The organism is Micromonospora sp. NPDC007208 (assembly GCF_042869175.1).
In the GTDB taxonomy this organism is placed as follows: domain Bacteria; phylum Actinomycetota; class Actinomycetes; order Mycobacteriales; family Micromonosporaceae; genus Micromonospora; species Micromonospora foliorum.
Window position 1 is genome coordinate 458,453 of the sequence record NZ_JBIAFG010000003.1, and the last position, 26,379, is coordinate 484,831.

Here is a 26,379-nt window from a genome sequence, read left to right on the forward strand (position 1 = left end):
TCGACCGCGTGATCGCTGCGCGCTTCTACTTTTACTATGGCACCGGGAGTCCGGCTGCCGTAGGTCGCGCCTGATCGATTCAGACCTGCTAAAGCCCCGGGCTCCTGGAGTCCGGGGCTTTTCCGTCCCAGGTTCCGGGCACCGGGCACCACAGTGCGAGAGGTACCCGATGATGGCAGACGTGATGGAGCAGAGCGGCAGCCCGATCCGACCGGGGCAGCCCGCGGCGCAGGAGCCGGCGGTGGCCACACCGCCGACGGGTGGGGCCGCCGAGCCGGCCGAGCAGCAGACCGGCACCCAGGAGCCGTCCGCCTCCGCGCGGATCGTGCAGATCAGGGAACGGATCGACGAGATCGACCACGCGTTGATCGCGCTCTGGCAGGAGCGGGCCGCGTTGTCCCAGGAGGTCGGGGTGACCCGGATGGCGTCCGGCGGGACCCGCCTGGTGCTCTCCCGGGAACGGGAGATCCTGGAGCGGTTCCGGGTCGCGCTCGGTGCCGACGGCACCCAGTTGGCCCTGCTGCTGCTCCGCGCGGGCCGCGGCCCGCTGTGAGCCGCACCGGCGCGGGTCACCCGGCCCACTGACGCGGCGTGCGCCGCTGTGCGGGCCGCTCCAGGTCGTCGTCGGCGATCCGCAGCGCACAGGCGGTCCCGGACAGACGAAACCGCCTGCCGTCGTCGTGGTGACGGCGGCAGGCGGCCTCGGTGACTCACACCTCGTGGGTGGCGACGATCTCGCGCTTCTCCGCGAAGTGGCAGGCGCTCGGGTGGTCCGAGTCCCGTCGGATCTCCAGCAGCGGGACCTGCTCGGCGCAGACGTCCTGTGCCTTCCAGCAGCGGGTCCGGAACCGGCAGCCCGAGGGCGGGCTGATCGGCGACGGCACGTCACCCGTGAGCCGGATGATCGTCTTGTTGTTCCGCTGGGTCGGGTCCGGCACCGGCACCGCGGACAGCAGAGCCTGGGTGTACGGGTGGGTCGGTCGCTCGTAGATCTCGTCCTCGGTGCCGATCTCGACGATCTTCCCGAGGTACATCACCGCGACCCGGTCCGACAGGTGGCGGACCACCGACAGGTCGTGCGCAATGAAGACGTACGAGAGGCCGAACTCGCCCTGCAACTGCTCCAGCAGGTTCATGACCTGGGCCTGGATGGAGACATCCAGCGCCGACACCGGCTCGTCGCAGACGATGATCTCGGGCCGCAGCGCGAGCGCACGGGCGATGCCGATGCGCTGACGCTGACCGCCGGAGAACTGGTGCGGGTACCGGTTGATGTGCTCCGGGTTGAGCCCGACCAGGTCGAGCAGCTCCCTGACCTTGGCCCGGCGGCTGCCCCTCGGCGCCACCTCCGGGTGGATCTCGAACGGCTCACCGAGCAGGTCGCCGACGGTCATCCGCGGGTTCAGCGAGGTGTACGGGTCCTGCATGACCAGCTGGATCTGCCGGCGCAGGCGTCGCAGCGCCCCACCGGACAGCTTGGAGATGTCCTGGCCCTTGTAGAGCACGCTGCCTTCGGTCGGCTTCTCCAGGTTCATCAGCACCCGGGCGAGCGTCGACTTGCCGCAGCCGGACTCGCCGACCACACCGAGCGTCTCGCCGGCGCGCAGACCGAACGAGACCCCGTCGACCGCCTTGACCTGACCGACGGTCTTCTTGAACACCACACCCTGGGTGACGGGGTAGTGCTTGACCAGGTCCTTGACCTCGAGGATGTTCTCAGACACGGTTCACCAGCTCCTCGGCGAAGTGGCAGGCGCTGGCCCGGGCGGGGCCGACCTGCAGCAGCGGCGGGACCTTCTCCCGGCACACCGGCTGAGCCATCGGGCACCGCGGGTTGAACGGGCAGCCCGGCGGGATGTTCATCAGGTTCGGCGGGAGGCCCTTGATCGTCCGGAGCTGCTGCCCCTTCTCGTCCAGGCGCGGGATCGAGTCGATCAGACCCAGGGTGTACGGGTGCGCCGGCTTGGCGTACAGCTCGTACACGTCCGCTTCCTCGACGATCCGGCCCGCGTACATGACCGCGATCCGGTCCGCGACGTCGGCGACCACACCGAGGTCGTGGGTGATCAGGATCATGCCCATCTGCCGCTCACGCTGAAGCTCGGCCAGCAGGTCCATGATCTGGGCCTGCACGGTCACGTCGAGGGCGGTGGTCGGCTCGTCCGCGATCAGCACCTCCGGGTCGAGCGCCAGCGACATCGCGATCATCGCGCGCTGCCGCATACCGCCGGAGAACTGGTGCGGGTAGTTGTTGAACCGACCCTTGGCGTTCGGGATCTTGACCTGGTCGAGCATGTCGATCGCGCGCTTCTTGGCCTCCGCGCGACCCATGCCCCGCCGGATTCGGAACTGCTCGGCGATCTGGAACCCGACGGTGAAGACGGGGTTCAGCGCGGAGAGCGCGTCCTGGAAGATCATCGCGATGCCCTCGCCGCGGATGCGGCGGCGCTCCTCGTCGGACATGCGGAGCATGTCCTTGCCGTGGAAGCGGACCTGCCCACCGGTGACGAAGCCGGGCGGCGTGTCGAGGATGCCCATGATGGTCTGCGCGGTGACGCTCTTACCGGAGCCGGACTCGCCGAGCACGGCGAGGGTCTCCCCCGCGTCGACGTGGTACGTGACCCCGTTGATGACCTTTGCGACGCCGTCCCGGGTGCGGAACTCCACCCGCAGGTCGTCGACCTCGAGCAGCCGGCCGGAGGGACCTCCGGACCCGCCGGGTCCCGGCGCGGACTGCTCAGACACGAGAATGTCGGACACTGGATATCCCCTAGCGGAGTTTCGGATCGAGGGCCTCGCGGACCGCCTCGCCGAGCATCACGAAGCTCAGCACTGCGGTGACGAGGAACGCGGCGGGGAAGAAGACCAGCCCCGGCGCGACCCGGAGGAAGTCCTTACCGTCGCTGATCATGATGCCCCACGAGACCACCGGCGACTTCAGGCCGACGCCCAGGAACGACAGGGTGGCCTCGGCGCCGATGAACGAGCCGACCATGATCGTGCCGTAGACCAGCAGCGGGGCCAGGCAGTTCGGCAGCAGGTGCTTGAGGATGATCCGACCGGTGCCGGCGCCCAGCGCGCGGGCCGCGACGATGTAGTCGGCCTCTTTGGTGGCGAGCACCGAGGAACGCATGAGTCGCATCACGACCGGCCAGCTCAGCACGATCAGCGAGATGGTCACCAGGCTCATGATCTTGACTTTGCTGTTGCCCGAGCCCGAGCCGTTGAACGTGGTCAGGATGACGATCGCACCGAGCACGAACGGCAGACCGAAGAAGACGTCGGCGATCCGGCTCAGCAGCCCGTCCACCCAGCCACCGCGGTAGCCGGCGATGATGCCCATGGTCCCGCCCACCAGCAGGGTGCCGAGCACGGCGAGCACGGCGACCTGGATGGAGGCGCTGGCGCCGTAGATGACGCGAGCGTAGACGTCACGGCCCTGCAGGTCGTACCCGAACCAGGCGTCCCCGGACGGCTTGCCCAGGCTGCGGGACAACGATCCGTTGACCGCGTCGCCGGGGGCGAACAGGGCCGGGAAGAGCGCCATCAACACGAAGATCACGATCAGCGTGCTCGCGATCCAGAACAACGGCTTGCGCCGGAGGTCCCGCCAGGCGTCACCGAGCAGGCCACGGGGCTTCTCGTTGCTCTGCGGCTGGCCCGCGGTGGCGGGGGTGCCGGAGTCGGTGGGGTGCGCGCCAGGGGTACTGACGATCGATGCGGTGCTTGGGTCACTCATAACGGATCCTCGGGTCCAGGGCGGCGTAGAGCAGGTCAACCAGCAGGTTCATCACGAGATAGACCAGCACCAGGACGACCACGATGCCCACCACGGTGGCGCTTTCCTTGGTCACGATCGCGCGGTACACCGCACGGCCGATTCCGTTGATGCCGAAGATCCCCTCGGTGACGATCGCGCCGCCCATCAGGGCACCGAGGTCGGTGCCGAGCAGGGTGACCACCGGGATGAGCGAGTTGCGCAGCAGGTGCACGCCCACCACTCGGCGCATCGGCAGACCCTTGGCGATCGCGGTGCGCACATAGTCGGCGCGGCGGTTCTCCGCGATGCTGGTTCGTGCCACCCGGGCGATGTAGGCCACTGACGCACTGCCGAGCACGAAGCCCGGCACGATCAGCTCGGACCACCGCATCTCAGAGGAGACGGTCGGCTTGACGAGCCCCCACTGCACGCCCAGCAGCCACTGAAGCACGAAGCCGACGACGAAGACCGGCAGCGCGATCAGGAAGAGCGTGGAGACCAGGACCAGGTTGTCCAGGAAGCCGTTGCGGCGCAGACCGGTCAGCACGCCGGCGCCCAGGCCGATCACGGCCTCGATGGCGAGCGCCACCAGGGCCAGCTTCAGCGTGTTCGGGTACGCCGTGGCGATGATGTCGCCGATATCGCGTTGCGAGAAGGTCTGACCGAAGTCACCCTGGAGCAGGTTCTTCATGTAGTTGCCGTACTGCACGAAGACGTTCTGGTCGAGGTGGTACTTCTCGGTCATGAAGGCGATGTACTGGTCCGGGCAGCGACGCTCGCCGCACTTGCCGGCGAACGGGTCGCCCGGAACGGCCCAGACGAGCCAGTAGATCAGGAACGTCGTACCGATGAAGACGGGCACGAGTTGGAGCAGCCGTCTCAACAGATAACGGCCCATGGGGTGGTCCTCCAGACAGGGGGCGCGTCGGACGGCCGACACGGTGGTGACAACGTGCGAGTGGAGTGTTGTAACACCCAATCGCGGAACGGCCCCGGGTCGGGCTCACCGGATGTGGCGAGCCCGACCCGGGGTCAGACCGTTCGGATCAGAGCTCGACCGAGGTGATGTCGAGTTCGCCGACGTTGTTCAGCTCGAGCTTCTTGATCTTCTCCGAGTGGCCGGACTGCTGACCGTAGAAGTAGATCGGGATGCTCGGGACGTCCTGGTCGACCTTCTCGACGGCCTTGGAGAACGCCTCGTGCGAGGCCTCCAGGCTCGGCGCGCCGCTGGCCTGCTTGGCCAGGGCGTCGACCTCGGGGTTGCTGTACAGGCCGTCGTTCGAGGAGCCACCCGTGACGTACAGCGGGTTGACCCAGTTCTCGACGTCCGGGTAGTCCTGCTGCCAGGCAGCCCGGTACGGGCCCTTCATCTGGTGGGCGTTGATGCCCTGACGGAAGACCGCGAAGGTCGGCACGCCCTCAGCCCGAGCGTTGATGCCGAGGTTGGTCTTGACCTGCTGCGCGACGGCGTCCATCCACTCCTTGTGGCTGGAGTCGGAGTTGTAGTAGAAGACCATCTCACCGGTGAAGCCGCCGGCCTCGGTCAGCAGCTGCTTGGCCGTGGTCGGGTCGAACTTGCAGGCGGTGCAGTTGCCCGGCTTGGCGCCCGGGGTCAGCGGGTTCGCCCAGCTGTCGGCCGGCTTGCGGGTGCCGAAGAAGATCTTGTCCGAGATTTCCTGCCGGTTGATCGACAGCGACACGGCACGACGCAGCTTCGGGTTCTGGAAGCGCTTGTCGTAGGTCGGGAACGCGATCAGTGCGGTCGACGGCGTGACGGTCGAGCGGCCCCGGTCACCGAGGTCGGTCTTCCACTTGTCGCCGGCGAGCGCCGAGGTGGGGACAACCTCCATGAAGTCGAGGTTGTTGGACAGCAGGTCGGCGTAGGCGGCCGTCTCGTCCTGGTACAGCTTGACGTCGACGTCCTTGACCTTCATCTTGTCGCGAAGGTTGTAGTCGTCGAAGCGCGTCAGCTTGATGAGGACGTTGTCCTCCCACGACACGAACTTCACCGGGCCGTTGCCGATCGGCTTCTTGCCGAACTCCTCGGGCTTCTGCGTGAAGAAGGCGTCCGGCAGCGGCATGAAGGCGCTGTAGCCGAGCTTGGTCGGGAAGACCGCGGTCGGCGCCGCCAGGGTGACCTCGAAGGTCTGGTCGTCGATGACCTTCAGGCCGGACAGCTTGTCCGTCGACGGGGTGGGGGCCTTCTGCGGGCCGTCCGCACCATCCGGGTCAGTGGTGTAGGTCTTGTCGAAACCCGCGATGTCGGAGAAGAAGCTGCCGTTCTGCGCGCCGTTCGGCGAGTAGGCAGCCCAGTTCCAGGCGTCGACGAAGTTCTTCGCCTTGACCTCGGTGCCGTCGTGGAACTTGGTGCCGGCCTTGATCTTGATCGTGAAGACCTTGGAGTCCGTGGTGTTGATCGACTCCGCAAGCGCGTTACGCGGGGCCCCACCGTCGTTCGGGTACTCGACCAGGCCGGTGAACAGCCAGTCGATCACCTTGCCGCCGCCGGTCTCCGTGGTGTTCGACGGGACCAGCGGGTTCTCCGGCTGGACGCCGTGGACACTGATCGAGCCGTCCTTGCTGGCGGCGGCGTCGCCGTCACCGTCACCGCTCGAGCAACCGCTCGCGACAAGCGCGGCAGCCGCGCTGAGCGCGATCGCGCTCGTCGCCCGCTTCGAGACTCTCATTCCGAGGGGCCTCCTCTTTCTAACCAGGTTCCGTCGTGGGTTTCACGCACGTTTGGGGGTGACACCGCCCGACCACCCCGGGGCGGGGGTCGCCGGGACCACAGGGAAGTTGGGGACACCCCTGATGTTCCGATCCGCCGGGCTCCCCCGCCAACGAGGCGCGACACGACGCAATCGACACAGCCACGGGCCGCCGAGATTGGCAGAATCGTGGTCGTGGGGCGTACGGAGTGCCACACACCGATGGTGAGGTGCTGCCACTGTGACACCCACTGGCCTCTTCCGTGAAGGTGCCGTTATCAAGCCGTTAGTTGCCCGCCACGTTGCCGATACTTGAAAAATGATCATAAAACGGTCGACGCGGGCGGCACTGACCAGGAAATACGTTGCGCCGCCCGAACGACGGGCCTCAGCCGGTGCGTACGCCCCGGGGTCCAGCCGGGCCCGGTGGGACGTCCGTCACCACTCATGTTTCGACCCGTCCGGATGAGGGCCCCTACGGCTACCCGGACACGATCACCGGCTAGGTGTACGAGGGTGCGCCGGACGTTTCTCTGATCCTCGCCGCTGGCGACACACCGTCACACAAGGCGGCGATCCGCCGCCCAGCGGGAGAGCTCGTAGCGGTTGGACATCTGAAGCTTGCGCAGCACGTTCGACACGTGCGTCTCCACCGTCTTGATGGAGATGAACAGCTCCTTGGCGATCTCCTTGTACGCGTACCCCCGGGCCAGCAGCCGCAGCACCTCCCGCTCACGGTTGGTGAGCTGGTCCAGCTCCGGGTCGGCCACCGGTGCGTCCGGCCGGGCCGCGAAGGCGTCCAGCACGAACCCGGCCAGCCGTGGGCTGAACACCGCGTCCCCGTCGGCCACGCGACGGATCGCGGCAGCCAGCTCGTCCGGGGAGATGGTCTTGGTGACGTACCCGCGGGCGCCGGCACGGATCAGCCCGATCACGTCCTCCGCCGCGTCGGAGACGCTCAACGCGAGGAACTTGACCTGCGGGTGCGTACGCCGCATCGCCTCCAGCACCGCGCGACCACCGCCGTCGGGCATGTGCACGTCGAGCAGCACCACGTCCGGGCCGACGGCGGCGATCCGGGTGACCGCCTCGGCCACCGTGCTCGCCTCGCCCACCACCTCGACGTGGGCGCCCAACTCCGCGCGCACCCCGGCTCGGAACATGGCGTGGTCGTCCACCAGGAACACCCGCAGCCGCTCGGGGCGGGCCTCCGCCGGGTCGAGGTGCTCGGTCGACTGCTCGGCCATGGTCATCTGTTCCTCTCCGCTGCGGACGAGTCCCGGGAGATCGGCAGGATCAACCGGACCTCGGTCCCCTCCCCCGGGCCGGACCGGATTTCGGCCCGTCCGCCGTGCCGCTTCATCCGCCCGATGATCGAGCCGCGTACGCCGTGCCGGTGGTCCTCCACGGTATCCGGATCGAAGCCCTTCCCCCGGTCCCGGACGAAGACACTGACCTGATCCGGCTCCACCTCGGCGTAGAGCGACACGGTCTGCACGCCGGCGTGCCGGGCCGCGTTCACCAACGCCTCCCGCGCCGCCGCGACCAGCGCGCCGACCTTCTCGTCGGTCTCCCGGTCCCCCACCACCACCGTCTCCACGCTGATCGCGAAGGTGTCCTCGACCTCGGCCGCGGCCTGCTCCAGAGCGGCGGCGAAGCGCTCGCTCGGCGACGCGGTCGGCTTGTAGAGCCAGTTGCGCAAAGAACGCTCCTGCCCTCGGGCCAGCCGCTGCACCGTCTTGACGTCACTGGCGTTGCGCTGGATCAGGGCCAACGTGTGCAGCACCTGGTCGTGCACCATGGCGGCCAACTCGGCCCGCTCCTGCTCGCGGATGCGCCCCTCGCGCTCCGAGCGGAGCTGGCTGTACGTCCGCCAGAGCACCGGCGCGGCGACCACGCCGACGCCCGCCAGCCCCACCAGCGCGAAGATCACGCCATTGATCACGGCGTCGAAGTTCTGTGCGGGCGAGTAGACGGCCGCGACGCCGATGATGCCGACCGCGACCAGCACTCCCCCGCCGATGAACCGGAGCACGAAGGCCCGCCGGTCGCTCTCCTCCACGACCGCGCCGAGCCACGGCACCGGCATCGCGTCGCCCCACTGTCGCCGCCGCTCGGGCGCGGACTGGTGCCAGATCACCCCGGCGCCGACCGCGATGATGGCCACCAGCCAACCGGCGGTGCCCGCCGCGCCGACCGAGTCGAAAACCATCACCTGGATCAACAGGACACCGAGCCCGATCCCCACGAACGGCAGGAGTTGGGCGACATCCCGCCGGGGCGGCACCGCGGTGTCACCGGGGCGCAGCGGCACCACCGCCCAGAAGGCCGCGTAGAGCAGCAGGCCGAGCCCGCTCAGCCCGAGCAGGACCATGAACGCGACGCGCACCCGCAGCACCGAGATGCCGAGATGGTCGGCGATACCGGCGGCGACGCCGGCGGCCATCCGGTGCTCCGGGGCGCGGTAGAGGCGCGGGGGCGAGGTCACGGTGCTGATCGGGGGCTCCCTGGTCACGGTGGCGGACAGGTCGAGGTCGGTGACTCGATCGTCACACGCTGCGGCGTCCACGACCACGGGGACGCCCCCGACATTCCGGCCGCCGGATCTCAGGGTGGGGTCAGGGTCGGGTCCTGAGGTCGTTCGGGTGGACCGGGCAGCAGGATCGAAGCATGACCGAGGAAGCTGCCCCGCCGCCCCGACCGGGGTCGGCACAGTCGGGCGGTTCAGCACCGCCGCCGCCCGCCACCACGCCCACCGAACGGCCCGAGCCCAGCACGTTCGGTCCGCACGCTGGCACCGACGCGACCGCCGACACCACGCCCGGCGATCCGGCCGACGCCTACGCGCCGCCCACGGCAGGCTACGGCCCAGGCCCGGGGTTCGCGGCGGGCACCGGCTACGGGCCGGGTGGTCCCGGTCCGTCCACGCCGCCACCGCCGCTGGGCGGCACCGGCTTCACCTCACGGTACGGGCTGGTCCGACCACGCGAGGGGCGGTATCTGGCCGGCGTCTGCGCGGCGATCGGACGCGCCACCAACACCGATCCGGTGCTCTGGCGGGTGCTGCTCGCGGTGCTCGGCTTCTTCGGGGGCATCGGCATCCTGGTGTACGTCGCCGCCTGGCTGATCATCCCGAACGAGGGCGACACCGCGTCCCCGGTCGAGTCCATGCTCGGACGCGGTCGCTCCAGCATGTCCCCGGTGACGGTGATCGTCCTGGGCATCCTGGTCGCGGCCAGCTTCGCGTACATCGTCACCGACGCCTTCCGCGCGGTGCTGCTCGGCGCGGCCATCCTGGTCGCCGGCGCGCTCCTGCTCAACCGGGACGGCCGCAACCCACGTCCCGGTACCCCGGGCGGTCCGCCGCCCGCCGCACCGCCCGGCAACCCGGCCGGTCCGGTCGTGCCGCCGGTGACCTGGCCGTACGGCGCGGCGCCGTCGACCGGCCCGGCGGTGACTCCGCCGATGTTCAGCACCGATCCCGGGTACGCCACCGCGACGACGGGGGCAGCGTCCACCGTCACCATCCCGGCGTACGACGCGTCGCCGACCAGCTCGACGCAGCCGGTGTCCGGGATGGGCCCGGTGTCCGGGCACCCGGCCGGCACGACGGCCGCCCAAACCGGCTGGCCGAGCGCCGCGATGCCGAGCGCCGGCTGGCCGTCGGCACCGGTGAGCAGCACGCCCGCTGCCCCGGCCGGCTATCCGACCGCCCCGCCGCCCTCCGGTTACCGGGCCCCGTTCGCGCCGCACGGCCCGTACGCGTCCCCACCCCCGGCCGCGCCCGCCCCGCCCAAGCCACCGAAGCCGCCGAAGCGCCCCAAGGAGCGGTCGCCGCTCGGCGCGGTGACCTTCTCGCTGATCTTCCTGGTGCTCGGTCTGGTCGCCCTGCTCGACCTGCTGGACGTCTTCGCCATCAGCGCCTCGGCGTACTTCGCGGCCGCGCTGACCACGATCGCGCTGGGGCTGCTGGTCGGCACGTGGTTCGGGCGGGCCCGCTGGCTCATCGCGCTCGGTCTGGTGACCGCGGCGGCGCTGGGCACGGCGACCGTCGCCGAGTCCTACGACCGGATTCGGGGTGTCGACGGCGCGGTGACCTGGGCGCCCACCGACTACCGCGACCTGGCCGACCGGTACGAGAACAGCTTCGGTGACGCCGTGCTCGACCTGCGCGGGATCGACTTCGCGAAACGGGACAGCCAGGTGACCGTGGCCGTCAACTTCGGCCAGGCGACAGTTGTCGTGCCGCCGAACGTGGACGTCACCACCGTGGCCGACGTCAACGCCGGTGACGCCACCATCTTCGGCAACCGCTCCGGCGGGCTGGACGGTCGCCTGCGCGAATCCACCGACGTCGGCGCGGACGGGCCCGGCGGCGGGACCCTGCGCCTCTACATCCACGTCAATGCCGGCAACCTGGAGGTGACCCGGTGAAGGCTCACCGCACGGATCTGGTGTCGTTCGCGTTCGGGCTCGTGTTCCTGGCGCTGTCCGCCTGGTGGCTGCTCGCCCAACTGCTCGGGCTCGCGCTGCCGCCGGTCGGCTGGTTCCTGGCCGGCGCACTCATCCTGATCGGGGTCTTCGGGCTGGTCGGCGCACTACGCTCCAGTCGGCCGAGCCAACCGGAGCCGACCGTCGAGGCCGGTACCGCCGGTGCCGCCGAGGCCGTCGCGCCGGTCTCCGGCACGTCCGTCTCCGACGCACCCGTCTCCGGTACGCCCGTGCCGGTCTCCGGTGCCGCCACGTCGACCTCCGGCGCGGCCCTGCCGGTCTGGGAAGCCGAACGGTCCACCTGGGACGCTCCCGCCGCGGACCCGACGCTCACCGCGGACCGGACGCTCTCCTCGGACCCGACGCTGCAGACGCCGACCACCGAGGTGCGGGGGGAGGATGCGCCGGCCACCGACGTGATCCACCCGGCCTGGCTGGCACATCCGCCGTCGGAGCCGCCGACCGAGCCCGTCCCCGGCCAACCCGGCAACGCAGACGAGGAGCCCACCATCGGGACCCTCGCCCGCCCGACGCCGTTCGAGGAGGACGAGCCGACCCGGTCCAACCAACCGGTCGAGGCCACCGGCGACCAGCCGGGCGACGAGCGGGAGGGTCCGCGCAGGGACGCCTGACCTCGGGCACCTGGCCGCGTCGGTCCACCGCATCCCCACGGCGGTGCGGCCGGCGCGGACGGACGCATATGCTGGCCGGTGGAGATCTCGCCTCCGCCGGCCGGCCCGTCCCGCCCATGGCGGTCCCGCCGCGATTCCCGTCTCTACCCCCGTCAGGAGCCCGCCCGACATGACCCAGTCCCCCGCCGTGCGTACCACCGGCCGGTCCGGTCCGGTCCGCATCGGCGAGCGAGCCGCCCGTACCCTCGTCGCCGAGCTGGCCCGGATCAACGACGCCAAGGCCGCCCTGCTGGTCGGGGTGAACCCGGACTCCGCGGTGCTGGCCGCGGCGGTCGAGGCGCTGCTCCCCGGTGACCGACTCACCGTGGTGCCGGCCGAGCCGTTCGGTGCCGCGGCGCTCCGCGAGCACGTCACCGCCCAGGGCCGCTGGGTCGCCGACCGGGTGAGCGTCGTCGACACGCTGGCCGAAGCCGAGGCCGCCGGGGTCGTCATCGCCGGCGAGGTGTTCACCGGCACCGCCGAGGAGACCCGCAGCGGCATCGAGGGGTTGGCCAAGTACCTGACCGACGGGGCGGTGCTGAGCGCGGCGACCGTCGCCACGCCCGGCCGGACCGAGGGCGCCGCCGCCGAGTTGGCCCGACAGGACGCCCTCTACGGCGTCGGTGCCGACCTGGTGCTGCGCAACTCCCCACCGGTGCGGGTCTACCGACTGAGGTTCACTCCGGCCAGCCCGGCCACGGCCGACAGCCTGGCCCCCGCGTACCGGCCGTCGAGTGTGCCGGTGACCCGGGGCATGCACATCGACTCCAACGGCGTGGCGGCGGCAGGCATCGCACTGGGCCTCGCGGCGCTGACCCGGGTGGCGCGCCCGTCGTCCAAGCTATGGCTGCTGCCGGCCCTCGCCGCCGGGCCGGTCGCCGCGTTCTTCCGGGATCCCGAGCGGGACGTGCCGGAGGACCCGAGCGCCGTGGTCGCCAGCGCGGACGGCAAGGTCCTGTCGGTGCAGCGGCTGCACGACGAGCGCTTCGGCGACGGCGAGTGGCTACGGATCGCCGTGTTCCTGTCGGTGCTGGACGTACACGTCAACCGCGCCCCGGTCGCCGGCAAGGTGGTGGACTACTTCGTCGCCGACGGCGGCTTCGTCAACGCGATGAAGCCGGACGCCGAGCACAACGTCGCCGCGTACACCGTGCTGGACACCGCTCGCGGCACGGTGGTGGTCGCGCAGCGGACCGGGCTGATCGCCCGCCGGATCGTGCAGCGCGCGCCGATCGGCGCGCTGCTGGCCAAGGGCGAGCGCTTCGGGCTGATCCGGTTCGGCTCCCGGACCGACGTCTACCTGCCCGCCGAGGCCGCGGACCCGCTGGTCGGGCCGGGCGACAAGGTGGTCGGTGGGTCCACGGTCATCGCCCGCTGGCGCTGACCCGCGAACGCAGAACGGGGCGCCGCTGTCCGCGGCGCCCCGTTCCGTATTGCTCAGATCAGGCGGTACGACGCTGCCGCAGCCAGAGAACCGGCCCGCTGACCAGGTAGCCCACCACGATCAGGGCGAACGTGAGCCGGATGTCGACGAGCGCGCCGATCACCGGAGCCAACCAGAGCCACGGCGGCAGCTTCACCAGACGGGCGAGCTTGGCGTACGGGAAGCTCGACACCATCGCGAAGGCCAGCAACGCCACCCCGGCGACCAGCACGGCGCCGGGCACCGGCAGGCCGATCGCCACGGTCACGGCGAGCACGGCGGCCGCCATGGTGGTGGGCACGCCGCAGAAGAACCGGCCGTCCTTCGGCGACACGTTGAAGCGGGCCAGCCGGATCGCGGCACATGCCGCGACCAGCGCGCACGCCACCGCCGCCGCGGCCGTGGAGACGGAGCCGGCGAGCGAGGCGTAGACCACGACCGGGGCGGCGAGGCCGAACGAGCACATGTCGGCCAGTGAGTCCATCTGTGCGCCGAACGGGCTGGCCACACCGAGCCGCCGGGCCAGCGCGCCGTCCAGACCGTCGAAGCCGACGCAGGCGATCAGGCAGAGCGCCGCGATGCGCACCTCGCCCTGCATGGCCAGGAAGATGGCCAGCATGCCGAGCATCAGGCTGGCCAGCGTGCAGGCATTCACCAGGCCGAACTTCATCCGGCGCGCCATGGTGCGCTCGCCGGGGAGCAGCGGGATCGTCCCGACCTCATCGGCCTGCATCATCGGCGGCATGGCCGGGCTGACCGGCATGACCGCTTCGACGCCCGCCCGGTCCAGGCCCAGTGTCGGGTCCACACCCAGTGTCGGCCGGCTCAGCCGGTCGAGGCCGTAGCGACGACGCTGCCGGTCGGCGTACCGGTGCTCGGTCGGGGCCAGGTCACCCGGATGCAGGTCGCCGTCGCGGCGACCCACCCGGACCAACAGCACCTGGCGGGCGAACGTGCTGCTGCGGCGCAACCGGCCCGCCCAGCGACGCCCTGCGGGGCGCGGACTGTCAGTAGTACGACGCCGGCGCCATGGGGCTCTCGGCACGTTTCCTCCATCACCGGATCTGCTGGCCGCCAAGTGGCGGGTGTCCGGCTGTCTCGTGCCGGACCTTGCATGGCCCGGCAGCCGTTTTGCGGAGTACACCATCGCATAGGGGAACATGGCTTGGCGATAGCTGCCGGCGGTACTTGTATCTGGCTTAAACCGCTCGAACCGCTCGCTTGTTCCCATCCCGGGCTTCATCGCCCGTTTCCTCCATCATTCCCGCCTTTGACTGTACCGGAGGGTCACCATCTCGGCTCACCGAGCGGCGTGCTATCGGCCACTCTGTCCGATTGCCACGGCAGCGATGTCGCTCAACGGCAGGTCAGCCGCCTCGGCCCGGGTGAACCAACCCGCCCGCGCCGTCGACCCGCCGGCGGACTCGGTGACCACCGCGTCAGTAGGTACGTCCACCAGCACCCGATAGATCACCCGTACGCCATGCCAGTCCAGAGGCCGGCCCTCCGGGCCCAGTGCGGCAGGATTGTGCAGGTTGTTGACCCCGAGAAGCTCCACGACCCGACCCACCTGCCCACCCTCCTCGACCAACTCCCGCAGCAACCCGGTGGCCGGCTGCTCACCGTGATCGGTGCCACCACCGGGCAGATGCCACAGACCGGCCCCCGGATAGCCCTCCGCGATCTGCGTGAGCAGGATCCGCCCAGCGGGATCGGTGACCAGCCCGTACGCCCCGAAGCGCAGCCGACGATCAGGATGCGTCGGGGGGAACGGGTCCCGCGACCGGCGCGCCCCGGGCGGCAGTGGGGTGACCGGCAGGCCGAGCGCCTCGGCGGTGAACGGGGTCAGCGGCAACTGCGCCACCTCCGCCAGCGGAAGCCAGCAAGCCTGATCAACCAGAGCAGCCGCGACGCCCCGCAACCCGCCCTCGGCCCGCGCGGCGTGGGTCACGCCCTCGGGCCGCGCGGCGCGGGGCATGCCCTCGGCCCGCGCTCCGTGGGGCACACCCTCGGGCTGTGCGCCGGGGGGCGGGTCGAGTTCGAACAACAGCCGGTCGGTGTGCAGGGCGATCTTGTCCTCCGGGAAGGTGGCGACATCGGCAACCACAGCGAGTAGCCGGGTCACCGTCACCGTCAGCCCGGCCTGGTCGGCAACCTCGCGGACCACGGCGTGCTTCGGGTCCTCAGCATGCCCAACGGCACCGCCCGGCAACCTCCAGAGCTCGGGAAACTCACCCTCCACCCCGTCCCGAACCACCAGGACCCGGCCCGCATCCCAGACAAGCCCATAGGCCCCGACCCGCCGCGTCAATTGCACCCCTGCCACCCCCGGCTTCGCACCCCAGACCCGTTGATCATGAAGTTATCGCCATCCATCCCGCCCCTGACAATAACTTCATGATCAACGCGAGGCGGTGCGCGGACAGACTTGTAGAGCTGGCGAGCCGAGCACGGCTCGCGGCCCAGGGAGTACCCACAGTGATCGACTCGGGTTCACGGAAGGCGCGGCGTCCAAGCGAGGTGGAAAGCGCGACTTCCGTGAAGCCGAGTGGATCACCGGCTGGCTAGGGTGGGGCCAACGATTGGCCGCCCGTAACGCCCGTGCGAATGCGCCTGCGCGGCGTCCCGAGCCCAAGATCGCGCAACATCCGGGATGTAGTGGCATCGGCGCGTCGGTGAGGCCACTACATCATGGTTCGAGCACGATCTTGACACGAGCCGCAGGCCGCGAGGGCGGCTGACAGGTCATGCCGGACGTGGGCGCGGCCGGCGGCGCGGCGTACCGCCGGCGGCCCATCGCGGAGACCGGGCGGGGTCAGGTGAGTTGGGCCGCTTGGACTGCTTCGGCGGTCACCTCGGTGAGGCGGTCGGTGGGGAGGGCGCCCAACTCCTCGCGGCCGAACCAGCGGGCCTCGCAGGTGGAGCCGCCCACGTCGGCCACGGTCAGCGGGTTGGGCTGGTCGACGACGACCCGGTAGAAGGCGCGTACGCCGTGCCAGTCGATCGGGTAGCCCTCGGGGCCGAGCGAGGCGGCGTCGCGGTGGCTGGCGACTCCGAGTAGTTCGACGAGGCGGCCGGCCTGGCCGGTCTCCTCGATCAGCTCTCGGATGAGTGCCGCGCCGGGCTGCTCGCCGTAGTCGGTGCCGCCCCCGGGAAGGTGCCAGCAGCCGGCGCCGGGGTAGCCGTCGGAGATGCGGGTGAGCAGCACTCGGCCGTCGGGGTCGGTGCAGACCGCGTACGCGGCGAAGCGCTGGGCCCGGTGCAGCCCGTCGGGGCCGGGCACGGCGTAGAAGGAGGGGAACTCGGGTGCCTCGTCGGGCACCACGTCGGCCGAGGAAGCGGGCAGCCCGAGGGCGCGTGCGGTGAACGAGCGCAGCGGCAGCTCGCGCGCCTCGTCGAGGGTGTACCACCGGGCCAGGTCGGTGGGGCGTTCGCCGACCCGGTCGGCGAGGGTGCCGCCGCGTACGGCGACCCGGTAGATCAGCCGGTCGGTGTGGATGGTGATGCCCCGGTCCGGGAGTGCCCGCATGTCGGCGAGCACGTCGGCCAGGCCGGTGACGGCGACCGAGAGGCCGGTTTCGGCTGCGGTCTCGCGAACGACCGTGTGGTTCGGGTCCTCGCCGTGGTCGACGGCCCCGCCGGGCAGCGACCACGCCCCGGGGGTGCCGGAATGCTCCGATGCGCGGACCAGCAAGACTCGGCCGCTTGAATCAGCACAAACTGCGTATGCCGCGATCCTGCGGAGCGGCTTGAGCAAGGTGGTCACGGAAGCAAATTCTCCCCGGGCCGGGTTACCGGAACGGAAAAGAGTCGGATTCCTGACTGTCTGATCCCGATCAGGGATTGGTCAGGGTAAGGATCCGGGCGGTCACCGAGGGCGGGCCGGGCGCCAGCGCGGACGGTAGGGGTATGACATCGACCACCGCTCCCCGCGCCCCGTACAAGCAGCTTCGGCGACCCACCACCGACCGCATGGTCGCGGGGGTCGCCAGCGGCGTCGGCCGCTACTTCGCCGTCGATCCCACCCTGGTCCGGGTGATCTTCGCGGTCACCGGCCTGCTCACCGGCGGGCTCGCGTTGTTCGCGTACCCGATCATGTGGTTCCTGATGCCGGAGGAGCCCACCGGCGCGCCGGTCTGGCCGCACGCCGCGGGCGTCGCGCCGCAGCACGGCCCGCCGCCCACCGCCGGGCCCGCGCCCGGCGGGCCACCGCAGGGGTACGCCCCGACGCCGTCCTACCCGCCGACGACCCCGTCCAGCACGCCGCCGGCCGCCTGAGCGGCGCTCACTCCCACTCGATGGTGCCCGGCGGCTTGCTGGTGACGTCCAGGACCACCCGGTTGACCTCGGCGACCTCGTTGGTGATCCGGGTGGAGATCCGGGCCACCAACTCGTAGGGCAGCCGGGACCAGTCGGCGGTCATCGCGTCCTCGCTGGAGACCGGGCGCAGCACCACGGGGTGCCCGTAGCTGCGCCCGTCTCCCTGCACTCCGACGCTGCGCACGTCGGCGAGCAGCACCACCGGGAACTGCCAGACACCCCGGTCGAGGCCGGCGGCGGTCAGCTCCTCGCGGGCGATCAGGTCGGCCTGGCGGAGCAGGTCGAGGCGCTCCTGGTCGACCGCGCCGATGATCCGGATGGCCAGGCCGGGGCCGGGGAACGGGTGCCGCCAGACCATCGCCTCGGGCAGGCCCAGCTGGAGGCCGAGCGCCCGGACCTCGTCCTTGAACAGGGTGCGCAGCGGCTCGACCAGTGCGAACTTCAGGTCCTCCGGGAGACCGCCGACGTTGTGGTGGCTCTTGATGTTGGCGGTGCCGGTGCCGCCGCCGGACTCCACCACGTCGGGGTAGAGGGTGCCCTGGACGAGGAACTCGACGTCGCCGTGGGCGGCGATCTCGCGGGCCGCCGCCTCGAAGACCCGGATGAACTCCCGACCAATGATCTTGCGCTTCTGCTCCGGGTCGATCACCCCGGCGAGCGCGCCGAGGAACCGGTCGGTGGCGTCGACCACCTTCAGCTTGATGCCGGTGGCGGCGACGTAGTCCTTCTCCACCTGCTCGGCCTCGCCGGCGCGCAGCAAACCGTGATCGACGAAGACGCAGGTGAGCTGGTCACCGACCGCCTTGTGCACCAGCGCCGCCGCGACGGCGGAGTCCACCCCGCCGGAGAGGCCGCAGATGACCTCCTTGTCGCCGACCTGGGCGCGGATCCGCGCAACCTGCTCGTCGATGATGTTCTCGGGCGTCCAGGTCGGCTCGATGCCGGCGATGTCGTAGAGGAAGCGGGTCAGCATCTCCTGACCGTGCGCGGTGTGCCCGACCTCCGGGTGGAACTGCACGCCGGCCCGACGCCCGGCCAGGTCCTCGAATGCGGCGACCGGCGCGCCCGCCGACTCGGCGGTCACCGTGAAGCCCTCGGGCGCCTCGGTGACGCAGTCGCCGTGGCTCATCCAGACCGGCAGGTCCGCCGGCAGGTCACGCAGCAGCACACCGGGGTCGAGGAGGCGGGGGCGCAGCGGGGTGCCGCCGTACTCCCGGTTGCCGGTCCGGGTGACCGTGCCGCCGAGCGCCTGGGCCATCGCCTGGAAGCCGTAGCAGATGCCGAAGACCGGCACGTCGGCGTTGAACACGCCCGCGTCGATCTGCGGCGCGTCGGGGGCGTAGACGCTGGCCGGGCCACCGGAGAGGATGATCGCGGCGGGGTTCTTCGCCAGCATCTCGGCGATCGGCATCGAGTGCGGCACGATCTCGGAGTAGACCTTCGCCTCACGGACCCGGCGGGCGATGAGCTGGGCGTACTGGGCTCCGAAGTCCACCACGAGGACGGGGCGAGGCAGGCTCATGTGCACGAAGCCTACCGACAGTCACGGCCGCTCCCGGCACCGGCTCGCCGTGGAGGCCGGCGGCGTTCAGGAACGCAGCGCGCCCGGGGCGTCCGCCGGGACGGCCGGGTCCCGCGGGGGTACGGGTGCGAGGCGGCGGTACGGCGAGCCGAGCGCCGGGCGGGGGTCCGGCTCGCCCCGGTTGGGCCAGTAGGACATCGCCCGTTCCGCCTGCGCGGTGATCGTCAGGGAGGGGTTCACGCCCAGGTTGGCCGAGACCGCGGCGCCGTCGACCACGTGCAGCCCGACGTGCCCGTACACCCGGTGCCAGGGGTCGATCACCCCGTCGGCCGGGGTGGCCCCGATGACCGCCCCGCCGAGGATGTGCGCGGTCATCGGGATGTCGAAGGGTTCGGTGAGTGACCCGCCGGGGGTGCCACCGATCTCGTCGGCGAGCATCCGGGCCGCGGTGTTGCCGGCCGGGATCCAGGTCGGGCTGGGCGTGCCGTGGCCCGGGCCGGTGACCAACCTGCGGCCGAGCGGGCCACGCCGCCACCGGGTGGTCAGCGAGTTGTCCACCGACTGCATGACCAGGGCGATCACCGTCCGTTCCGACCAGCCGCGTACCGACAGCATCCGCGCGGCCAACCGGGGCTGCCGCACGATGCTGCCCAGCCAGCGGCGTACCCGGTGCGGGCCGCCGTCGACAAGCAGCGACTGGAGCAGCCCCATCGCGTTGGAGCCCCGCCCGTAGCGGACCGGCTCGATGTGTGTCTGCGGGTCGGGGTGGAACGAACTGGTGATGGCCACCCCCTCGGTGTAGTCCAACCGCTCGGACCGGGCCCGTTGGCGGGGCACCGAGGCGCCGAGGATGGCCTCCGAGTTGGTCCGGGTCAGCTCGCCGAGGCGGGGCGAGAGACCGGGTAGCGCCCCGTCGGCCCGCATCGCGTGCAGCAGCCGCTGGGTGCCGAGCGCCCCGGCGGCGAAGACCACCTGGTCGGCGTGGATGACCTGCCGGCACTTGCGCAGCCAGGCGCCGGTGCGTTCGGTGTGCACCTCGTACCCGCCGCCGTCGGCGGGCCGGACCGCGGTCACCGTGGTCAACTGACGGACCGTGACCCCGAGCCGTTCCGCGAGCCAGAGGTAGTTCTTGACCAGCGTGTTCTTCGCCCCGTGTCGGCAGCCCGTCATGCACGAGCCGCAGTGCAGGCAGCCGGTGCGTTCCGGGCCGGCGCCGCCGAAGTACGGGTCGGCGACCCGCTGGCCGGGCCGGCCGATGTGCACGCCCACCGGCGTGGCGTGGAAGGTGTGCCCCACCCCCATCCGCTCGGCCACCGCGCGCATGGCCCGGTCCGCGCCGGTGTGCACGGGGTACGTGGTGACGCCGAGCATCCGTTTCGCCTGGTCGTAGTGGTGGGCCAACTCGTCGCGCCAGTCGGTGATGTCCCGCCACTGTGGGTCGTCGTAGAAGGCCGGCAGCGGTTCGTAGAGGGTGTTCGCGTACACCAGTGAACCGCCGCCCACCCCGGCGCCGGAGAGCACCAGCACCCCGCCGCCGGACCGTCGGTCGGCCGGGCGGAGCAGGGTGAGTCGTTGGATGCCGTAGCAGCCCAGCTTCGGTGCCCAGAGGAACCGGCGGACCCGCCAGGACGTCTGCGGGAACTCGTCGTCGGCGAAGCGGCGGCCGGCCTCCAGCACCGCGACCGAGTAACCCTTCTCGGCCAGTCGGAGCGCGGTGACGCTGCCACCGAAGCCGGACCCGATGACGACCACGTCGTACCGCATGAACGCATCATTACTCGCGAGTAGCGCTCGCGCCAGCGGCACTTTTCGCGCGATCATGCTCCGGCCGACCGACCCGGCGCCTCCCGGCCGCAACCGGGAGCACCCGTCGGAGCGTTGTTCACCAGACGGGTGGAAGGAATCCAAGATGGTTCTCGGGTCGATGGCGCCGCGCCGACGGTGGCTGCTGCTGGGGCTGGCGGCCCTCGCCGTCGTCGCGCTGGTCGCGGCCGGCACGGTGGTGATCACCCGGCTGACCGGCGACAACAAGCCGGGCGGCGCGCCGGTGGCCGGGTCACCCACCCCGTCACCGGTCGCCACGCCGACCCCGAGCCCCAGCGGTCCGCCGCCGGGCGCGGACATCACCGGCCCGCTCAACCTGCTGCTGGTCGGAGTGGACACCCGGGTCAGCGTGCCCGGCTGGGAGCCGCACGGTGACGCCGTGCTGGTGCTGCACGTACCCAAGGGGTTGGGTCGGGCGTACCTCTTCTCGCTCCCCCGCGACCTCCTGGTGGACATCCCGGCGTTCCCGAAGGCCGGCTACAAGGGCGGCAAGACCAAGCTCACGCACGCCATGAGCTTCGGCAGCCGGGTGCCGGGCAAACCCAAACAACCCAGCACGGCCCAGGGGTACGAGCTGCTGCGCAGCACGGTCAGCGGTTACACCGGGCTACGCATCGACGCGGGCGCGGTGCTCACCTTCAACGGGTTCGACCGGCTGGTGAACGCCCTGGGAGGGGTGGACATCTACGTCGACCAGCGGGTCGAGTCGCTGCACCGCCGACCGGACGGCAAGTACCGGGAGAGCGCGCCGGGCGGGTACAAGGGGCCGCAGCAGGTCTACGAGAAGGGCGACCGGCACCTCAACGGCTGGCAGGCGCTGGACTACGCGCGGCAGCGCTACATCACCGGCGGTGACTACGCGCGGCAGCGTCACCAGCAGCAGCTGATCCGGGCAATGACCCGCAAGATCCTGGACGAGGGCCTGGCCCGGCAACCGGAACGCGTCGACCAGGTGGTCTCCGCGCTGGGCGACACGCTGGTCTACGTGGGCGGGCGCCGGATCGTCGACATCGCGTACGCCCTCAGCGGCCTGCCGGAGAACCGTTTCACGCTGGTCGGGCTGCCCGGTTCCGGTGTCGGCAAGGGCAGCGCCTACCGAGGCGAACAGCTGACCACCGAGGGCCGCACGTTCCTCACCGAACTGCGCGCCGGCCGCGCCGACGCGTACCTGGCCGCCCACCCCAAACTGGTCGTGAAGAACTGACCGCCGCTCAGAGCCGCTTGGGCAGGTCGGGCTTCTCCGTGCCGTAGAGCCAGGCGTCGAAGATCGCGTCGAGCTGCTTGCCGGAGATCCGCTCGGCCAGGGCCACGAACTCCGCGGTGGTGGCGATGCCGTCGCGCTTCTCCGCCGCCCAGGTCTTGACGATCTCGAAGAACGCCTTGTCGCCGACGGCCACCCGCAGGGCGTGCAGGGTCATCCCGCCGCGCTGGTAGACCGACTCGCTGAACAGCTTCTCCGCACCCGGCTTGCCCGGCGGCGTCCTCCACACCTGCGCGGACATCTCGGCGTACCGGCTGTCGAACGCCTCCTTGGCGGTGTACGCCTCGGTGTGCTCGGCCCAGAGCCACTCCGCGTACGTCGCGAAGCCCTCGTTGAGCCAGATGTCCTCCCACTTGGCCAGCGCGACGCTGTCGCCGAACCACTGGTGCGCCAACTCGTGGGCGACGACCTCGGTGTTCTCGCCCTGCCGGAAGAAGCTCGCCGCGTAGACCGGTCGGCTCTGCGTCTCCAGGGCGTAGGAGATCCGGCTGTCGGAGATCACCACCCCGCCGTACGCGTCGAACGGGTACGGCCCGAACACACTCTCCAGGTAGTCGGCCACCTCGACGGTCCGCGCGATGGACGCGTCCGCGTTCCCCTTGGCCACGGTGGTGGCGACCGCGTTGTAGACCGGGCGGCCCTTGTGCTCGCCGGTGGTGATCCGGAACTTGCCGATCACCAGCGTGCTCAGATAGCTGGCCATCGGCGACTTCTCCGACCACTTCCAGGTGGTCCAACCGCCCGTGCTGGCCTTGCCGCCGGGAACGCCGTTGCTGATCGCGGTCAGGCCGTCCGGAACGGTGACCTCGAAGTCGTAGGCCGCCTTGTCCGACGGGTGGTCGTTGACCGGGAACCAGGTGCTGGCCGACTCGGGCTGGCCCAGCGCGATGGCACCGTCGGCGGTGTGCAGGAAGCCGCCGTCACCGAGCGTCTCGTTCTTCAGCGGCTTCGGCTTGCCGGCGTAGGTGATCTCGGCGACGAACCCGTTGCCGTTGATCAGGCCGGAAGCCGGCTTGATCACCAGCTCGTTCCGCTTGCGGCTGTGGGTCGCCGGTGCGCCGTCCACGGTGACCGCGCTGACGGTCAGGCCGGCCAGGTCGAGGTTGAACGTCGACAGGTCGGCGGTCGCGGTGGCCCGCACGGTGGTCGTACCCGTCAACTGGTCCTTGGCCGGGTCGTAGCGCGCCTTCACCGTGTACCGCGCGACGTCGTAGCCGCCGTTGCCGTAGGTGGGGAAGTAGGCGTCGCCGACCCCGTCGGCGCCCGCGGTGAACGTCCGCGACGGCGTGGGGGACGCACTCGGTGGTAGCGCCGTCTCCGGGGCTGTCGAGTCGCATCCGGACAGTGCGAGCGCACCGGTCACCAGCAGGCCGGCACCCATTCGCAGTCTGTGCCGCGTCCCCCGCATCCCACACCCTTTCCGCACGGTGGCCGGTCACGGCCTCCGCCGCTCCGCGCGAACGGGCACCTACCCGCCGTTCGCAGGCGGCAGCATATCGACCGGGCAGCGGGGGCGGGTCACGGCAGTGTGGGGGCCGACCCACCCACCAACCAGGCGTCGAAGAGCGGACGCAGTTGCCGCTGCGCGACCCGTTCGGCCAGCGCGACGAGGTCCGCGGTGGTCGCGTTGCCGGCCGCCCGCTCGCTGGTCCAGGTGCGCAGGATGCGGAAGAAGAGGTCGTCACCGACGGTCCGGCGCAACGCGTGCACGGCGAGGGCCCCGCGCTTGTAGACGGCCGTGCCGAACATCTGCTCCCTGCCCGGCTCGACCGACGGCTGCGCCCAGTCGGTCACCGCGTACTGGATCTCGAAGTTGCGCTGGGCGGTCCGGCCGCCGTCGTGCTCCTCCCACAGCCACTCGGCGTAGCTGGCGAAGCCCTCGTTGAGCCAGATGTCGCCCCACCTGGTCAGTGACACGCTGTCGCCGAACCACTGGTGCGCCAGCTCGTGCGCGACGACGCTCGGGTTCGGCTGGTCGTCGGAGAAGAAGGCCGGCCCGTAGACCGGCCGGGACTGGGTCTCCAGCGCGTACCCGATCCGGTCGTCGGCGATCACGATCCCCCCGTACGAGTCGAACGGGTACGGGCCGAAGCGGCTGGCCAGGAAGTCGACGATCGCGCCGGTGCGGGCCAGCGAGGTGGCCGCGCCGCCGGTCGCCGGCAGGCTTGCGGCCACCGCCGTGACCATCGGACGGCCGGCGTGCGTGCTGGTCGCCACCCGGTAGTCACCGATCACCAGCGTGCTCAGGTAGCTGGCCATCGGGGCGCGCTCCGACCAGCGCCAGGTGGTCCAGCCGTCGGCGCTGCTCTTCGGCCCGGGTACGCCGTTGCTCAGCGCGGCCAGGCCGTCCGGAACGGTCACCGCCAGGTCGTAGGTGGCCTTGTCGGACGGGTGGTCGTTGACCGGGAACCAGGTGGCGGCCGAGTCGGGTTGGCCGAGCGCCACCGCGCCGTCGGCGGTGTGCAGGAAACCACCGCTGCCCAGCGCCCCGTCGTCGACGGCCGTGGGGACGCCCGCGTACTCGACAGTCACAGTGAACTGCCGACCGCGCGGCAGGCCGTCGCGGGGCGTCACCACCAACTCGCCGTCGCCGCGCCGGTGCTCGGCCGCCGCGTCACCCACGTCGACAGCCCGGACCTCCAGGCCGACCAGGTCCAGGTTGAACCGGGACAGGTCCTGGGTGGCGGTGGCGGTGATGACGGCTCGACCGGTCAGCCGGTCGGTCGACGGGTCGTAGCGGACGTCGAGGTCGTAGTGCCCGACGTCGTAGCCGCCGTTGCCGTGCCCCGCCACGTACGGGTCGCCGACGTCGGCCGCACCGGGCCGGAAGCCGTCGCGGTCGTCGCCCGTACATCCGGTGGCCACCATTGCGATCACGCAGGTCAGCGCAGCGGCGGCGACGGCGGCCGAGCGACTGCCGGCCGATCTCCGTCCGGTCCGGACCATGCACACCCCCTGCGGTACCTCCGGTCAGGAAGAGCGTAGTCAGCGCCACCGGCCAGGCAGCCCGTATCGACGATCATCAGTTACTTTCGTTGAATCAAGCAAAAGTTACCGTCGATCGACACTTTCTTTCGACTTAGACCGACGTTAGTGTCTGTCTCCAAGATGTAACGTGCTCGGCACATTCAAGCCGATCACGGCCGGGACGACCCCTCCGTCCTGGCCCAACACGCGCAACGGGCGCTCGGCGGCGCCCCGCGACCGGATCTCGTCGCCCTCTGCTGATCGTCATCGACGGCAACCGCCGTCGCGAAAGGTGGAACCATGCCAGACCACACCGCCCCCGACGCCACCCCCACCGGCCGGCTCAGCCGCCGGTCCCTGCTCGCCGCCTCCGCCGGGGCTGCCGCCGCCATCGGCGCGGCCGGCCTACCCGTCCTCGCCACCGGCACCCCGGCGCTCGCCAACCCCGGCACCGGGAGCAAGCTGCGGGTCGAGCCGCTGATCCCGGCCAAGAACCGCGGCATCATCCTCTACAGCGTCCGCGACCGGATCACCGCCGCGCCCGACGACAGCGGGGTGCCGTACGGCTTCGAGCGCGTCCTCGCTCGGCTCTCCGAGATCGGCTACAAGGAGATCGAGTTCGCCGGCTACACCCAGAGCACCGAGATCCTCGGTCGGCAGATCACCCCCGCCGAGATCCGCAAGATCCTGGACGACAACGGCCTGGTGGCCAACGGCACCCACGCCTCGATCCAGCCGGCCACCTTCCAGCAACAACTGGACATCGCCGAGGAACTCGGCATGAAGAACATCGGCACCGGCAGCGACCCGACCAGCAGCGCGTACAAGGCCGAGTGGGACGCCGCCGCGGACATCTGGAACGAGCTGGGCCGGCAGGCCCGGGCCCGGGGCATGCGGCTCTACACGCACAACCACGACGCCGCGTACAGCTTCCTCATCGACCGGGGCCCACGCGACGCCCAGGGCCGGCAGACCCGGTCCTCCGGCATCCGCCGGCTGGAGTACTTCTTCGAGATCACCGACCCGCGGTACGTCTTCTTCGAGCTGGACATCTACTGGGCCTACGTGGCCCGCTACAAGCACCAGAAGTACGTCAACCCGGCCGGCCAGGAGGTGACCGACCTGTTCGACCCGATCCTCACCGTGGCCGACCGGACCACCCGGTTCCCGCTCTTCCACGCCAAGGACGGCGACCGGGACACCAGCGTCCCCAACGGTTACCAGATGACCCCGCTGGGCGACGGCGACCTCAACTTCCAGCAGTTCTTCCAGACCATCGGCGAGCGCAACTTCCACCACGCCAACTGGGAGATGGACACCGCCCCCGGCGGCACGGACAACAAGGGCCAGTCGCTGGACTTCGCGGCGACCAGCTACCGCAACATGTCCGACCTGACCATCTACGTCGACAAGTGATCCCCGGCGCGACCGG

The 26,379-nt window shown here is 70.8% G+C and carries 20 protein-coding genes and 1 pseudogene; 7 read left to right on the forward strand and 14 right to left on the reverse strand.

Features of this window, described 5'->3' with window-relative positions; all coding sequences use genetic code 11:
• Nucleotides 1-169 precede the first annotated feature (169 nt).
• Nucleotides 170-553 (forward strand): chorismate mutase, encoded by a 384-nt coding sequence (locus tag ACFYL6_RS08505; RefSeq protein ID WP_387169253.1) that lies wholly within the window; start codon nt 170-172, stop codon nt 551-553.
• A 157-nt stretch (nt 554-710) separates the two neighbouring features.
• Here the strand turns inward: ACFYL6_RS08505 and ACFYL6_RS08510 are convergent, their stop codons facing one another.
• The 7 genes from ACFYL6_RS08510 to ACFYL6_RS08540 form a co-directional block, all read right to left on the reverse strand.
• The gene (locus ACFYL6_RS08510) at nt 711-1,724 is read right to left on the reverse strand and encodes a dipeptide ABC transporter ATP-binding protein (protein WP_355428256.1); all 1,014 of its coding nucleotides are present in this window, start codon (nt 1,722-1,724) and stop codon (nt 711-713) included.
• On the reverse strand, nt 1,717-2,760 hold the full coding sequence (locus ACFYL6_RS08515) for an ABC transporter ATP-binding protein (RefSeq protein ID WP_387169256.1): 1,044 nt from the start codon (nt 2,758-2,760) through the stop codon (nt 1,717-1,719). Before ACFYL6_RS08515 ends, ACFYL6_RS08510 begins: the two co-directional genes overlap by 8 nt.
• Nucleotides 2,761-2,770: 10 nt before the next feature.
• A complete protein-coding gene (locus tag ACFYL6_RS08520; RefSeq protein ID WP_355428259.1) occupies nt 2,771-3,739 on the reverse strand; it encodes an ABC transporter permease in 969 nt (322 codons plus the stop codon).
• The gene (locus tag ACFYL6_RS08525) at nt 3,732-4,658 is read right to left on the reverse strand and encodes an ABC transporter permease (RefSeq protein WP_238657510.1); all 927 of its coding nucleotides are present in this window, start codon (nt 4,656-4,658) and stop codon (nt 3,732-3,734) included. The genes ACFYL6_RS08520 and ACFYL6_RS08525 overlap by 8 nt, the downstream gene beginning before the upstream one ends.
• A 148-nt stretch (nt 4,659-4,806) precedes the next feature.
• Nucleotides 4,807-6,447 (reverse strand): ABC transporter substrate-binding protein, encoded by a 1,641-nt coding sequence (locus ACFYL6_RS08530; protein WP_387169260.1) that lies wholly within the window; start codon nt 6,445-6,447, stop codon nt 4,807-4,809.
• 581 nt (nt 6,448-7,028) lie between these two features.
• Nucleotides 7,029-7,715: a response regulator transcription factor gene (locus ACFYL6_RS08535; protein ID WP_088950154.1), complete on the reverse strand. Its 687-nt coding sequence runs from the start codon at nt 7,713-7,715 to the stop codon at nt 7,029-7,031.
• 2 nt (nt 7,716-7,717) lie between these two features.
• Nucleotides 7,718-8,983: a PspC domain-containing protein gene (locus tag ACFYL6_RS08540; protein WP_366631783.1), complete on the reverse strand. Its 1,266-nt coding sequence runs from the start codon at nt 8,981-8,983 to the stop codon at nt 7,718-7,720.
• A gap of 155 nt (nt 8,984-9,138) precedes the next feature.
• Here ACFYL6_RS08540 and ACFYL6_RS08545 point away from each other — a divergent pair, with 155 nt between their 5' ends.
• The 3 genes and pseudogenes from ACFYL6_RS08545 to ACFYL6_RS08555 all read left to right on the forward strand — a co-directional run bounded on the left by ACFYL6_RS08545 (nt 9,139) and on the right by ACFYL6_RS08555 (nt 13,014).
• Entirely contained in the window at nt 9,139-10,902 is a 1,764-nt protein-coding gene (locus ACFYL6_RS08545; protein WP_387169263.1) for a PspC domain-containing protein, read from the forward strand.
• A pseudogene (locus tag ACFYL6_RS08550) lies at nt 10,899-11,156 on the forward strand (hypothetical protein); the annotation flags it as partial. The gene ACFYL6_RS08545 and the pseudogene ACFYL6_RS08550, both read left to right, overlap by 4 nt.
• A gap of 604 nt (nt 11,157-11,760) precedes the next feature.
• The gene (locus ACFYL6_RS08555; RefSeq protein WP_387169266.1) at nt 11,761-13,014 is read left to right on the forward strand and encodes a phosphatidylserine decarboxylase; all 1,254 of its coding nucleotides are present in this window, start codon (nt 11,761-11,763) and stop codon (nt 13,012-13,014) included.
• A gap of 58 nt (nt 13,015-13,072) precedes the next feature.
• Here ACFYL6_RS08555 and ACFYL6_RS08560 read toward each other — a convergent pair whose 3' ends face one another.
• The 3 genes from ACFYL6_RS08560 to ACFYL6_RS08570 form a co-directional block, all read right to left on the reverse strand.
• Nucleotides 13,073-14,023, reverse strand: a complete 951-nt coding sequence (locus tag ACFYL6_RS08560) for a CDP-alcohol phosphatidyltransferase family protein (RefSeq protein ID WP_387169269.1) — start codon at nt 14,021-14,023, stop codon at nt 13,073-13,075.
• A 345-nt stretch (nt 14,024-14,368) separates the two neighbouring features.
• Nucleotides 14,369-15,370: an NUDIX domain-containing protein gene (locus ACFYL6_RS08565; RefSeq protein ID WP_387169272.1), complete on the reverse strand. Its 1,002-nt coding sequence runs from the start codon at nt 15,368-15,370 to the stop codon at nt 14,369-14,371.
• 498 nt (nt 15,371-15,868) lie between these two features.
• Nucleotides 15,869-16,819: an NUDIX domain-containing protein gene (locus ACFYL6_RS08570; protein ID WP_387169275.1), complete on the reverse strand. Its 951-nt coding sequence runs from the start codon at nt 16,817-16,819 to the stop codon at nt 15,869-15,871.
• Nucleotides 16,820-16,962: 143 nt separating this feature from the next.
• Between ACFYL6_RS08570 and ACFYL6_RS08575 the strand changes: the two genes are divergently transcribed.
• On the forward strand, nt 16,963-17,331 hold the full coding sequence (locus ACFYL6_RS08575; RefSeq protein WP_387169278.1) for a PspC domain-containing protein: 369 nt from the start codon (nt 16,963-16,965) through the stop codon (nt 17,329-17,331).
• A gap of 7 nt (nt 17,332-17,338) precedes the next feature.
• Here ACFYL6_RS08575 and guaA read toward each other — a convergent pair whose 3' ends face one another.
• Entirely contained in the window at nt 17,339-18,895 is a 1,557-nt protein-coding gene (guaA, locus tag ACFYL6_RS08580; RefSeq protein WP_387169282.1) for a glutamine-hydrolyzing GMP synthase, read from the reverse strand.
• Nucleotides 18,896-18,961: 66 nt separating this feature from the next.
• Nucleotides 18,962-20,659: an FAD-dependent oxidoreductase gene (locus ACFYL6_RS08585; protein ID WP_387169284.1), complete on the reverse strand. Its 1,698-nt coding sequence runs from the start codon at nt 20,657-20,659 to the stop codon at nt 18,962-18,964.
• A gap of 145 nt (nt 20,660-20,804) precedes the next feature.
• Between ACFYL6_RS08585 and ACFYL6_RS08590 the strand changes: the two genes are divergently transcribed.
• Nucleotides 20,805-21,923: an LCP family protein gene (locus tag ACFYL6_RS08590; RefSeq protein WP_387169287.1), complete on the forward strand. Its 1,119-nt coding sequence runs from the start codon at nt 20,805-20,807 to the stop codon at nt 21,921-21,923.
• Nucleotides 21,924-21,930: 7 nt separating this feature from the next.
• Here the strand turns inward: ACFYL6_RS08590 and ACFYL6_RS08595 are convergent, their stop codons facing one another.
• Nucleotides 21,931-23,388 carry a M1 family metallopeptidase gene (locus tag ACFYL6_RS08595; RefSeq protein ID WP_387169290.1) on the reverse strand — a complete coding sequence of 486 codons (1,458 nt, stop codon included), beginning with the start codon at nt 23,386-23,388 and terminating at the stop codon, nt 21,931-21,933.
• 110 nt (nt 23,389-23,498) lie between these two features.
• Nucleotides 23,499-24,926 (reverse strand): M1 family metallopeptidase, encoded by a 1,428-nt coding sequence (locus ACFYL6_RS08600; RefSeq protein WP_387169293.1) that lies wholly within the window; start codon nt 24,924-24,926, stop codon nt 23,499-23,501.
• A 321-nt stretch (nt 24,927-25,247) separates the two neighbouring features.
• Between ACFYL6_RS08600 and ACFYL6_RS08605 the strand changes: the two genes are divergently transcribed.
• Nucleotides 25,248-26,363 carry a sugar phosphate isomerase/epimerase family protein gene (locus tag ACFYL6_RS08605; protein WP_387169296.1) on the forward strand — a complete coding sequence of 372 codons (1,116 nt, stop codon included), beginning with the start codon at nt 25,248-25,250 and terminating at the stop codon, nt 26,361-26,363.
• The last annotated feature ends 16 nt before the right edge of the window (nt 26,364-26,379 follow it).

Coding starts and splice junctions, on each gene's coding strand:
- ACFYL6_RS08595 (WP_387169290.1), bottom strand. CDS start 23,388: ATGCGGGGGACGCGGCACAGACTGCGAATGGGTGCCGGCCTGCTGGTG.
- ACFYL6_RS08575 (WP_387169278.1), top strand. CDS start 16,963: ATGACATCGACCACCGCTCCCCGCGCCCCGTACAAGCAGCTTCGGCGA.
- ACFYL6_RS08605 (WP_387169296.1), top strand. CDS start 25,248: ATGCCAGACCACACCGCCCCCGACGCCACCCCCACCGGCCGGCTCAGC.
- ACFYL6_RS08585 (WP_387169284.1), bottom strand. CDS start 20,659: ATGCGGTACGACGTGGTCGTCATCGGGTCCGGCTTCGGTGGCAGCGTC.
- ACFYL6_RS08555 (WP_387169266.1), top strand. CDS start 11,761: ATGACCCAGTCCCCCGCCGTGCGTACCACCGGCCGGTCCGGTCCGGTC.
- ACFYL6_RS08505 (WP_387169253.1), top strand. CDS start 170: ATGATGGCAGACGTGATGGAGCAGAGCGGCAGCCCGATCCGACCGGGG.
- ACFYL6_RS08525 (WP_238657510.1), bottom strand. CDS start 4,658: ATGGGCCGTTATCTGTTGAGACGGCTGCTCCAACTCGTGCCCGTCTTC.
- guaA (WP_387169282.1), bottom strand. CDS start 18,895: ATGAGCCTGCCTCGCCCCGTCCTCGTGGTGGACTTCGGAGCCCAGTAC.
- ACFYL6_RS08590 (WP_387169287.1), top strand. CDS start 20,805: ATGGTTCTCGGGTCGATGGCGCCGCGCCGACGGTGGCTGCTGCTGGGG.
- ACFYL6_RS08535 (WP_088950154.1), bottom strand. CDS start 7,715: ATGGCCGAGCAGTCGACCGAGCACCTCGACCCGGCGGAGGCCCGCCCC.
- ACFYL6_RS08600 (WP_387169293.1), bottom strand. CDS start 24,926: ATGGTCCGGACCGGACGGAGATCGGCCGGCAGTCGCTCGGCCGCCGTC.
- ACFYL6_RS08520 (WP_355428259.1), bottom strand. CDS start 3,739: ATGAGTGACCCAAGCACCGCATCGATCGTCAGTACCCCTGGCGCGCAC.
- ACFYL6_RS08530 (WP_387169260.1), bottom strand. CDS start 6,447: ATGAGAGTCTCGAAGCGGGCGACGAGCGCGATCGCGCTCAGCGCGGCT.
- ACFYL6_RS08545 (WP_387169263.1), top strand. CDS start 9,139: ATGACCGAGGAAGCTGCCCCGCCGCCCCGACCGGGGTCGGCACAGTCG.